Source organism: Xylophilus sp., from assembly GCA_009914555.1.
Classification (GTDB): domain Bacteria; phylum Pseudomonadota; class Gammaproteobacteria; order Burkholderiales; family Burkholderiaceae_C; genus WNDY01.
Map to the genome: position 1 here is coordinate 1 of WNDY01000090.1, position 11760 is coordinate 11760.

Annotated in this window: 6 protein-coding genes, 1 tRNA gene and 1 pseudogene; all 8 read right to left on the reverse strand. The window is 66.3% G+C overall.

The genetic code is table 11. From position 1 onward, the window contains the following. Window positions 1-134: 134 nt before the first annotated feature. Window positions 135-210, reverse strand: a tRNA-Phe gene (locus GAK38_RS22200). A 44-nt stretch (window positions 211-254) separates the two neighbouring features. After that, entirely contained in the window at window positions 255-953 is a 699-nt protein-coding gene (locus GAK38_RS22205) for a response regulator (RefSeq protein WP_325347091.1), read from the reverse strand. Window positions 954-962: 9 nt separating this feature from the next. Further along, entirely contained in the window at window positions 963-3290 is a 2328-nt protein-coding gene (locus GAK38_RS22210; protein WP_443089259.1) for an ATP-binding protein, read from the reverse strand. Further along, window positions 3287-3844 (reverse strand): DUF4390 domain-containing protein, encoded by a 558-nt coding sequence (locus tag GAK38_RS22215; RefSeq protein ID WP_325347092.1) that lies wholly within the window; start codon window positions 3842-3844, stop codon window positions 3287-3289. The genes GAK38_RS22210 and GAK38_RS22215 overlap by 4 nt, the downstream gene beginning before the upstream one ends. 52 nt (window positions 3845-3896) lie before the next feature. Then, a complete protein-coding gene (gene rsmB / locus GAK38_RS22220; RefSeq protein WP_325347093.1) occupies window positions 3897-5258 on the reverse strand; it encodes a 16S rRNA (cytosine(967)-C(5))-methyltransferase RsmB in 1362 nt (453 codons plus the stop codon). Continuing rightward, window positions 5255-5779, reverse strand: coding sequence for a LemA family protein (locus GAK38_RS22225; protein ID WP_325347094.1), 525 nt, complete (start codon window positions 5777-5779; stop codon window positions 5255-5257). Before GAK38_RS22225 ends, rsmB begins: the two co-directional genes overlap by 4 nt. A 90-nt stretch (window positions 5780-5869) precedes the next feature. Continuing rightward, window positions 5870-10099 carry a DNA-directed RNA polymerase subunit beta' gene (gene rpoC, locus GAK38_RS22230; RefSeq protein ID WP_325347095.1) on the reverse strand — a complete coding sequence of 1410 codons (4230 nt, stop codon included), beginning with the start codon at window positions 10097-10099 and terminating at the stop codon, window positions 5870-5872. Window positions 10100-10120: 21 nt separating this feature from the next. After that, window positions 10121-11760, reverse strand: a pseudogene (gene rpoB, locus GAK38_RS22235) (DNA-directed RNA polymerase subunit beta); the annotation flags it as partial.

Below are 11760 nucleotides of genomic sequence, written 5' to 3' on the forward strand. Positions count from 1 at the left end.
AAGGGAACACGCCAGGGAACAAAAACCCCGGGATTCGGCGGAACCGAATGCGACGCTGTGGGACAGGTTTCTTGCGTAACCCCTTGATTTCCCTGAGGAAATGGGATTCGATGAAACCGGGTGGGAAAGGGGGATGGTGGCCTGGGACGGAATCGAACCATCGACACGCGGATTTTCAATCCGCTGCTCTACCAACTGAGCTACCGGGCCGAGGACATAGGATTATAGCATCGATTCCAGGCCTTACCCTGAAATCACGAACTTCCTCCACGTTTGGCTCGTGCAAGCTCGACGCCGAGCTGCCGCAGCTTGCGGTAGAGATGGGTTCGCTCCAGCCCGGTCTTCTCGGCCACGCGAGTCATGGAGCCGCCTTCCTTGGCCAAGTGAAATTCGAAATAGGCCTTCTCGAAGCCATCGCGCGCCTCGCGCAGCGGGCGGTCCAGATCGAAGACCTGGAAAGCCAGCAATCCGGCCTCGGCATGCGCGGCAGGCACGGCGGTGATCGTGCCCTCCGCAGGCCGCGACGCCACAGTGGCCTCCGGCGGCGAGGTCGGAACACCGGCTGCCGGCGGCTTGCCAGTGCGGCCGGCTTGGTGGGCCAAGCCCTGCTCGACAGCCTTGAGCAGCTTTTGCAGCGTGATCGGCTTCTCGAGAAAAGAGAACGCGCCGATCCGGGTCGCCTCGACCGCAGTGTCGATCGTGGCGTGGCCGCTCATCATGATGACCGGCATGGTCAACAGCCCGCTGCTGGCCCATTCCTTGAGCAGCGTGACGCCGTCGGTGTCGGGCATCCAGATGTCCAGCAGCACCAGTTCAAAGCTGCTCTGCGCGCGCGCGGCCCGGGCCTGCGATGCGTTTTCTGCGAGTTCGACGGTGTGACCCTCGTCATTCAGGATCTCCGACAAGAGGTCCCGGATTCCGAGTTCGTCATCGACCACCAGAATGTTTGCCATGCGTCTGAGTCATCCTTCCGAGGGCTGCGCGGCTTGGTGCGCGACGGCAAATGATAGCGATACTTGCGCACCGGCCACGGCGCTGCCTTCCGTACGGTTGCCGAGACTGATACGCGCGCCGTGGTCGTCGGCAATTTTCTTGACGACCGCGAGGCCCAGGCCGGTACCGCGGACCTTGGTTGTCACATAAGGCTCGAAGGCGCGCCTGAGGATGTGGTCGGGAAAGCCGGTGCCATGGTCCAGCACGGACAGGCGCACCTTCTGCGATGCCTCGCGCCACTGGGTGAGGATCTGCACCGGAGCGGGTGCAGGCTGCTGCCCTTCGACGTCGGCGGCCGCTGCGGCCAGCGTAGCGTCCTGCGCGTTTTGCAGCAGGTTGTGAATCACCTGCCGCAATTGCTGGGCGTCGCCCAGGATCGGCGGGCAGCGCGGATCAAGGTCCGCCTCGACGACAGCACTGGCGTTCTCGGCTCCATAGAGCTGGAGCACGTCGGCGATGAGCTGGTTCAGGTCCAGCGCAGACAGTTCGGCGGCCGGCAGGCGGGCATATTCGCGGAATTCGTTGACCAGCCGCTTCATCGCATCGACCTGCTCGACGATGGTCTTGACCGACTTGACCAGCACAGCTTGCTCGGCGCCTTCCAGCTTGCCGGCGAGCTTCATTTCGAGCCGTTCGGCCGACAGCTGGATCGGCGTCAACGGATTCTTGATCTCGTGCGCCAAGCGGCGCGCCACCTCGCCCCAGGCCTGCGCACGCTGGGCCGAGACGATCTCGGAGATGTCATCGAAGACCAGCAGGCGCTGGCCCTCCGGCAGTTCCGCACCGCGCGCGACCAGGTTGGTGGTGCTGGCCTGGCCCGATGATGCCGTGGCGCGCAGCTCGAAGGCCTCCTGCCAGTAGTCGAGCGCATGGTGGTCACGATCGGCCAGCAGGGTCTCGAACTTGCGCTGCACTGCTGCACCGAATTCCTCCAGCGTGGGCAGGTCGGCGAGCCGCGTGCCGACATCTGCCGCCAGCGGCACACGCAGGATGCGCACCGCGCCTGGGTTGAACGACAGGATGACGCCAGCGTGGTCGAGGACGATCACGCCGGCGGTGAGGTTGTCCAGGATGGTCTGCAGATGCGCGCGTGCGGCGTCGAGCTGGCTGATGCTGGCCTCGACCGCACTGCGGGCATCGGCGAGCTGCTGCGTCATGTCGGCGAAGGCGCGCGTCAGTCCGCCAAGTTCGTCCTTGCCACGAAGCACCGCCTTGGGCTCCAGGTTGCCGGCTGCCACCTCGCGCACACCGTCGGCCAGCACGAGTAACGGGCGCGCGAGCTGGTTGCCCAGCAATACTGCCAGGAGAATGGCCCCAAAGACGGCAAGAAACAGGCTCAACGTAAGGGTACCTATGTACATCCGCCGAAGGCCTTCACGCGCGAGCGCCCGCTCCTGGTACTCGCGGTTGGCCTCCTGCACCGCGATGGCATTGGCCACGAGTTCGGCCGGCAGCGGCTGGGTGACCTGCAGGAACCGCGGCTCGGCCAGCAGGCCGACATTGGCGACCGGCACCAGCGCGATCACCTTGACCCGCACCGCCTTGGGATTGACGCTGCGGCCGGTGTCGTCCAGCCCTTCGATCACCTGGACCGACCGCAGCCGGCGCGCATCCCGCAGTTGCAATGCGGTCGGGCGGTCCGGGTTGAGCAGGAAGCGCGACTGGCCGGCGCTGGCCAGCAGTTGGCCCGACGCGCTCCACAGCAGCAGGTCGGCCGAGGGCGCCTGCTCGCGGATGCGCTCCAGGGCCAGCCCGGTGCCCGTGTCCGGCACGTCGGCCAGCTGAGCGGCGGCCGCGCGCACGTTGTTGGCCGTCTCGTTGGCCAGCGCGTCGAGCGTGGCGCGGCCGAGATTCACGCCGGCGTCGAGCGCACCCTCGACCTTCACATCGAACCAGCTCTCAATGGAGCGCGAAACGAACTGGTATGAGACGAAGTAGATCAGCACGCCCGGCGCGAAGCCCACCAGCGCGAAGATGGCGGCCAGCTTGACCAGCAGCCGGCTGCCGAAGCGACCGCGTCGCAGGCGCACGGCTAGGCGCACGCCGATCCAGACGATGACGATGCCCAGCAGCAGGGCGACCACGGCATTGATACCGAACAGCAGGCCGTAGTGCCGCTCGTACATCTCGCGGTTGTTGGTCGCCTGCGTCAGCAGCAGCATCAGCACCAGGCCGATGACGACCATCGAGGCGACGGCCGCGCCGACGCTCCAGCGTAGCGCGCGCGAGCGCGCCAGAAGGCCGCGCGTGGAAGGCAGCCCGTCCTCGGCCCTGCCGTCCGGCGACGGCTGGGTCACCGCGCGGGCTCCGTGGTCAGCCGCATGCTGCGGCCGACCGACAGGTTCCAGTCTGGGCGACCGACCGCGCTGAACTGGAAGGGCCGCGGCATCTGGGTCACGTCGAGCCGGAAGCGGAAGTCAACGCTGTAGTGCGCATCGGAGTCGGGCAGCGCGGTGTCGCTGATCTTCCAGCGCGAGATGCGCTGCACCGCGGCGACCACCTCCGACACGTCCTCGTATGTCTGGCCCAGGGTGACGCCGAGTCCGGAACTGCCAATCGGTGTGGGCGAAGTCTGCAGGCGCCAGCGGCGGGTCAGCGGCTGGTAGCTCAGCCGCATGTAGCGCGCCGCGCTGGCCACGGGCTGGTCGTACCAGTACCAGCGCTCGCGCACGACCTCCGCCTCGGCGACGAAGAACATGGGAATGCCCTTGACCAGCGCATCCTCCACCAGCGGCGGCAGATCGAAGCGCACGGTGGCCGACAGGAACACACCGTCGTCGTTGCGCTCCACCCGCATCTGCGGCACGTCGGCCAGTTGGGCGCTGCATGGCCACAGTGGAGCGAGCAGCACCAGCCCGACGGCCAGCCGCCGGAACCGCGCCAGGACTCGCCGGGCAGCCAGTTCAGTCCGGGCGCTTGGCCAGCACCGCGTAATAAAAACCGTCATGGTCACCCGATGGATTCTCCGGGACGCCATGTCCGGCTGCACCCGCCTGAGGCAGCAAATGGCCGGGAGACGGCAGCAAAACCGCATCGGTGTTGTGTGCAACAAACGTTTGCACCTGGTCCTGGCCTTCGGCATGGAAGACCGAGCAGGTGCAGTACACCAGCCGCCCGCCCGGCCGCACCAGGGGCCACAAGGTAGACAGCAGACCGGCCTGCACGATGGCCAACTGGCCCACGTCGCTCTCGCGGCGCAGCCAGCGCACATCCGGATGGCGGCGCACGATGCCCGAGGCGGTACAGGGCGCATCGAGCAGGATCGCGTCGTACGGTTCGCGCCGGCCCTGCGACGGCCACCAAGCCTCAGGCGAGCGGGCGTCGGCGGCCAGCACCGTGGCCTGTGGCTGCAGGCCCAGGCGTTCGAGATTCTCGTTGATGCGGCGGCAGCGCAGCGGGTCGATGTCCAGCGCCGTCACGTGCAGCGGCGCATCGGCAGCCACCGATTCCAGCAGGTGCGCCGTCTTGCCGCCCGGCGCCGCGCAGGCGTCGAGGATGCGGGACGGCCGGTCGAGGTCCAGGCTCTCCAGCACCAGCGGAGCGGCCAGTTGCGCGCCCGCATCCTGCACCGATACCAAGCCTTCGGCGAAGCCGGGGATCGCATCGACCGGCCGCGGCTCGTGCAGCACGATGGCGACCGGGCCCTGGCGGTGGGCCGCGATGTCGGCCGCGTGCAGCCGCTCCAGCATCGCATCGGGATCGATGCGCCGTACGTTGACCCGCAGCGTCATTGGCGCCTGGGCGTTGCCGGCACGCAGGATGTCTCGCCAGCGGCGCGGATAGTCCTTCTTGAGTCGGTCAATCCACCAGCGCGGATGATTCCACAGCGCCAGCGGCTCGCCCGATGTGGCCGCCAGCAGCGCTTCGCGCTCGCGCAGGAAGCGTCGCAGGCAGGCATTGATGAAGCTCGACTGGCCGCGCAGGCCGGGCACCTGCTTTGCGGCCTCCACCGCCTGGTCGACCAGGGTGAATTCGTCATAGCGCAGCGCCTCGTCGTCCCAGACCAGCGCCAGCGCAGTACACAGCAGGGCATCGGCCAGCGGCGGCGGCGTGCGCGGCGCCAGCTTGCGGCGCAGCGCCTCAGCCTGGCCCAGGCAGCGCAGCACATGGAACAGCAGGGCCTGTACGCCGGGTCGCAGGGCCGGCTCGACCGCGGCGAGCGCCGTGGTGGAGGACTGGCCGCTACGCACCGCGCCGAGCGCCGTGGCGGCGAGCTGTAACTGTCGCCAGAGCGGCGCGGAATGCGGGGAAGAGGTCGTCGTCATAGGGGACGCGCAGGCTTGAAGCCGAACAACCAAGAAAGCATCAGGGCGGGAAACTGGGCGATGGCAGCGTTGTAGTGCTGCACGGCGTCGTTGAAGGCCAGGCTGGCCTGGGATACCTGGGTGGCCCGCAGGTTCCACTGCCGCCGTTGCGGTTTGGTCCGATGCTCCGCCGTTTGTTCCCAGGCGACACGGAGCGTGTCGCGCGCCGCGGCCAAGGCGGCCAGCGATGCCGGCCGCAGCGGCTGCGCACGCGCCGCCACCAGGGAAGCGCCGAACTGCGCGGCCATAGCGCCTAGGGGCGCTCCGCACCCATCGGACGGGTCGTGGTCGGCCACCGCGGCCTGGGCATCGCATTCGCGCAGCAGGGACACCAAGCCCAGCAGGTAGGTGTCAAGTGCGCCGAAGGCCTGGAGCGCGGCCGAGCGCAGGCGCATCAGCCGGTTGTAGGCACCCACGGCCCAGAACACCGTGAGCGCAGCCACGGCCCAGAGCACCAGCGACGAAGACAGGAGGTCACCCATTCCAGCGACGGTTCATCGACGGGAGATGCAAAAACGCCCCCGGTCCGGGCAGACGGACCGGGAGCGTGCACCAGCAGAAGGCCTTGAGGCTTATTCAGCCGCAGGCGTCTCGCCGGAGGCCGTCCCGGCGTCGGCCGTCTCGATCAGGCCGCCCATCTCGGCGGCTTCGGCATCGGCGATCGCGCGGCGCTCGGCCTCGTCGAGGGCGTCCTGCACCTTGCGCGCCTGGTGGTAGGCCAGACCGGTGCCCGCAGGGATCAGGCGACCGACGATGACGTTCTCCTTGAGGCCGCGCAGCTCGTCGCGCTTGCCCATGATGGCGGCTTCGGTCAGGACACGCGTGGTTTCCTGGAACGAAGCCGCCGAAATGAACGAATCGGTCGACAGCGATGCCTTGGTGATGCCCAGCAGCAGGTTGATGTATGTAGCGGGGATCTTGCCGTCGGCGCGCAGGGCATCGTTGGTATCCAGGATCTCCGAACGCTCGACCTGCTCGCCGGCGATGTAGGTCGAATCGCCCGGGTTGTCGACCACGACGCGGCGCAGCATCTGGCGAACGATCACCTCGATGTGCTTGTCGTTGATCTTCACACCCTGGAGGCGGTACACGTCCTGCACCTCGTCGACGATGTAGCGCGAGAGTTCCTCGATGCCCAGCAGGCGCAGGATGTCCTGCGGATCGGCCGGCCCGTCGACCACGGATTCGCCCTTGTTCACCACCTGGCCTTCGTGGACAAGGATGTTCTTTTCCTTGGGAATCCGTTCATCCCAGACCTTGCCGTCCAGATCGGTGATCTGCAGCCGCACCTTGCCCTTGGTTTCCTTGCCGAAGGAAACCGTGCCGGTGATCTCGGCCAGCATGCCCTTGTCCTTGGGCGAGCGGGCTTCGAACAGCTCGGCCACGCGCGGCAGACCACCGGTGATGTCGCGGGTCTTCTGGCCCTCGACCGGAATCCGCGCCAGCACCTCGCCGGGGCCCACGTCCTGGCCGTCGCGCACCTGGATCAGCGCACCGACCTGGAAGCCGATGGTCACCGAGTGGTCGGTGCCGGGGATCTTGACCTCGTTGCCCTGCGCGTCGACCAGCTTGACCTGCGGACGCACCACCTTAGCCGAGCCGCGGCGCTTCGGATCGATCACGACGAGCGTCGACAGGCCGGTCACTTCGTCGACCTGCTTGGCGACGGTGAGACCTTCCTCGACGTTCTCGAACTTCACCTGGCCGGCGAACTCGGTGATGATCGGACGCGTCAGCGGGTCCCAGTTGGCCAAGATCGTGCCAGCCTTGATCTGCTGGTCAGCCTTGACCGTCAGCGTCGCGCCGTACGGCACCTTGTGGCGCTCGCGCTCGCGTCCGTGCTCGTCCTGGATGATGATCTCGCCGGAACGCGCGATCACCACCAGGTCGCCCTTGGTGTTGCTCACGTAGCGCATCGTGGCGTTGAAACCGATGATGCCGTTGGACTTGGCCTCGACGCTCGACGCCACCGCCGCGCGCGATGCCGCGCCGCCGATGTGGAAGGTGCGCATCGTCAGCTGCGTACCGGGCTCGCCGATGGACTGGGCGGCGATCACGCCCACGGCTTCGCCGAGGTTGATCAGACCGCCACGGCCCAGGTCGCGGCCATAGCACTTAGCGCACAGGCCGAAGCGGGTCTCGCAGGTCAGCGCGGTGCGCACGCGCACTTCATCCACGCCGGCGGCTTCGAGTTCCTCGATCAGGTCTTCTTCGAGCAGCTGGCCGGCCTTGGCCAGCACTTGGCGCGTCTCGGGGTGCAGCACGTCGTCGGCGGCCGTGCGGCCGAGGATGCGGTCGCGCAGCGATTCGATGACCTCGCCGCCCTCGACGATGGCGCGCATCAGCGAGCCGTTGGTCGTACCGCAGTCCTCTTCCGTGACGACCAGATCCTGCGTCACATCCACGAGACGGCGTGTGAGGTAGCCCGAGTTCGCCGTTTTCAGCGCCGTGTCCGCGAGGCCCTTGCGAGCCCCGTGGGTGGAGATGAAGTACTGCAGAACGTTCAGGCCCTCGCGGAAGTTCGCGGTGATGGGCGTCTCGATGATGGAGCCATCCGGCTTGGCCATCAGGCCGCGCATGCCGGCCAGCTGGCGGATCTGCGCCGCGGAACCACGGGCGCCGGAGTCGGCCATCATGTAGATGGAATTGAACGACTCCTGGTCCACTTCCTTGCCGTGGCGGTCGGTAGTCTTCTGCTTGGCCAGCTGGGCCATCATGACCTTCGACACTTCGTCGCCGGCCTTGCCCCAGATATCCACCACCTTGTTGTAGCGCTCGCCCGCGGTCACGAGACCAGAGACGTACTGCTGCTGGATCTCCTTCACCTCGTTCTCGGAACGCTCGATGATGCCGGCCTTCTGCGGCGGCACCAGCATGTCGTCGATGGCGATGGAGATGCCAGCCTTGGTCGCCAAGCGGAAGCCGTTTTGCAGCAGCTTGTCGGCGAAGACCACCGTTTCCTTCAGACCACATTTGCGGAACGAGGCATTGATGAGCTTCGATATCTCCTTCTTCTTGAGCGCCTTGTTCAGATTGGAGAACGGCAGGCCCTTGGGCAGGATTTCCGACAGCAGTGCACGGCCCACGGTGGTGTCGACCAGGGAGACCGACGGCGTGAACTCACCGGTTTCCTTGTTCTTGGTCCATTTGGTCAGGCGCACGCTGATCTTGGCGGTCAGCTCGACCTGCCCGCCGTCGAAGGCGCGCTGCACTTCGCCGGTGTCCGAGAACACCAGGCCTTCGCCCTTGGCGTTGATGCGGTCGCGCGTGGCGTAGTACAGGCCCAGCACTACGTCCTGCGAAGGAACGATGGAGGGCTCGCCCGACGCCGGGAACAGCACGTTGTTGGAGGCCAGCATCAGCGTGCGGGCCTCCATCTGCGCTTCCACCGACAGCGGGACGTGAACGGCCATCTGGTCGCCGTCGAAGTCGGCGTTGAAGGCCGCGCAGACGAGCGGGTGCAGCTGGATGGCCTTGCCTTCGATCAGGATCGGCTCGAAGGCCTGGATGCCCAGGCGGTGGAGCGTCGGAGCACGGTTCAGCATGACCGGGTGCTCCTTGATGACCTCTTCCAGGATGTCCCAGACCACCGGCGTGCCGGACTCGACTTCCTTCTTCGCGGCCTTGATGGTCGTGGCGATGCCCATCGCTTCGAGACGCGAGAAGATGAACGGCTTGAACAGCTCCAGGGCCATCAGCTTCGGCAGGCCGCACTGGTGCAGCTTGAGCGTCGGGCCCACGGTGATGACCGAACGGCCCGAGTAGTCGACGCGCTTGCCCAGCAGGTTCTGGCGGAAGCGGCCCGACTTGCCCTTGATCATGTCGGCCAGCGACTTGAGCGCGCGCTTGTTGGCGCCGGTCATCGCCTTGCCGCGGCGGCCGTTGTCGAGCAGCGAGTCGACGGCCTCCTGCAGCATCCGCTTTTCGTTGCGCGCGATGATCTCCGGAGCCTTGAGCTCCAGCAGGCGGCGCAGGCGCGAGTTGCGGTTGATGACGCGGCGGTACAGGTCGTTCAGGTCGGAGGTCGCGAAGCGGCCGCCGTCCAGCGGAACGAGCGGACGCAGATCAGGCGGCAGCACCGGCAGCACTTCGAGCACCATCCAGCCCGGCTTCATGCCGGACTTGCGGAAGGCCTCGAGCACCTTCAGACGCTTGGCGTTCTTCTTGACCTTGACCTCGGAGCCGGTCAGGTCGCCGCGCAGGCGTTCGATCTCGGAATCGATGTCGATGCCGTCGAGCAGTTCCTTGATGCCCTCGGCGCCCATCTTGGCCGAGAACTCGTCGCCGTATTCCTTGCGCTTGGCGTCGGAGTCGTCCTCGGACATGATGCTGAACTTCTTCAGCGGGGTCATGCCGGGATCGGTGACCACGTAGGCCTCGAAGTACAGCACGCGTTCGATGTCGCGCAGCGTCATGTCGAGCACCAGACCCAGACGCGACGGCAGCGACTTCAGGAACCAGATGTGGGCGCAGGGTGCGGCCAGGTCGATGTGACCCATGCGCTCGCGGCGCACCTTGGTCTGGGTGACTTCAACGCCGCACTTCTCGCAGATCACGCCGCGGTGCTTCAGGCGCTTGTACTTGCCGCACAGGCACTCGTAGTCCTTGATCGGGCCGAAGATCTTGGCGCAGAACAGGCCGTCGCGTTCCGGCTTGAAGGTACGGTAGTTGATCGTCTCGGGCTTCTTCACCTCGCCGAAAGACCACGAACGGATCTTCTCGGGCGAAGCCATGCCGATGCGGATGGCATCGAAATGCTCGTCCGGCGTGAACTGCTTGAACAGGTCGAGTAGCGATTTCATGTGCTCTTTCCCTTCAACGAATTAGGAACGTTCCAGTTCGATGTCCAGGCCCAGGGAACGAATTTCCTTGACCAGCACATTGAACGATTCCGGCATGCCGGCTTCGATGGCGTGTTCGCCCTTGACGATGGATTCGTACACCTTGGTACGGCCCTGCACGTCGTCGGACTTCACGGTCAGCATTTCCTGCAGCACGTAGGAAGCGCCATAGGCTTCCAGCGCCCACACTTCCATTTCGCCGAAACGCTGGCCGCCGAACTGGGCCTTGCCGCCCAGCGGCTGCTGCGTGACCAGCGAGTACGGGCCGGTGGAGCGCGCGTGCATCTTGTCGTCCACCAGGTGGTGCAGCTTCAGGAAGTGCATGTAGCCGATGGTGGTCGGGCGCTCGAACGGGTCGCCGGTGCGGCCGTCATACAGGTATGCCTGTGTACGCGTAGGCGTGAGGCCCTTCGCAGCAGCAACCTCATCGGGGTATGCCAGTTTCAGCATCGCGCGGATCTCGTCTTCCGAGGCGCCGTCGAACACCGGCGTGGCGAACGGCAGGCCGCCCGTCAGGTTCGATGCCAGCAGGCGGACTTCGTCCTCCGACAGCTTGGCCAGGTCTTCCTTGCGGCCGGCGGAGTTGTACACCTCGTCGAGCACCTTGCGCAGCTCGGCGGCCTTGGCCTCCTGCTGCAGCAGCTCGCCGATGCGCTGGCCGATGCCCTTGGCCGCCCAGCCCAGATGGACTTCAAGCACCTGGCCCACGTTCATGCGCGACGGCACGCCCAGCGGGTTCAGCACGATGTCGGCAGGCGTGCCGTCGGCCATGTAGGGCATGTCCTCGACCGGAACGATCTTCGACACCACGCCCTTGTTGCCGTGGCGGCCGGCCATCTTGTCACCGGGCTGCAGGCGGCGCTTGACGGCCAGGTAGACCTTGACCATCTTGAGTACGCCCGCGGGCAGCTCGTCGCCCTGTGTGAGCTTCTTGCGCTTTTCTTCGAAGGCGCGATCGAAGCTGTGGCGCGTCTGCTCAAGCGCATTCTTGATCGATTCGAGCTGGGTCGCCACTTCGTCCTCGGCCGGACGGATGTCGAACCAGTGGAACTTCTCGATCGACGACAGGTACGCCTTGTCGAGCTTGGTGCCCTTGGCCAGCTTCTGCGGGCCGCCGTTGGCAACCCGGCCGGTCAGCAGCTTCTCGATACGGTCGAAGGCGTCGGCCTCGACGATGCGCAGCTGGTCGTTCAGGTCCAGGCGGAAGCGCTTGAGTTCATCGTCGATGATCTGCTGGGCGCGCTTGTCGCGCTGGATGCCTTCACGCGTGAAGACCTGCACGTCGATCACGGTGCCCGACGAGCCCTGGTCCACGCGCAGCGAGGTGTCCTTCACGTCCGACGCCTTCTCGCCGAAGATGGCGCGCAGCAGCTTTTCTTCCGGCGTCAGCGTGGTTTCGCCCTTGGGCGTGACCTTGCCGACCAGCGTGTCGCCCGGCTGGACTTCGGCGCCGACGTAGATGATGCCGGACTCGTCCAGGCGGTTGAGCTGCTGCTCGGCCAGGTTCGGGATGTCGCGCGTGATTTCCTCGGCACCGAGCTTGGTGTCGCGGGCCATGACCACCAGTTCCTCGATGTGGATCGAGGTGTAGCGGTCTTCGGCAACGACGCGTTCGCTGATCA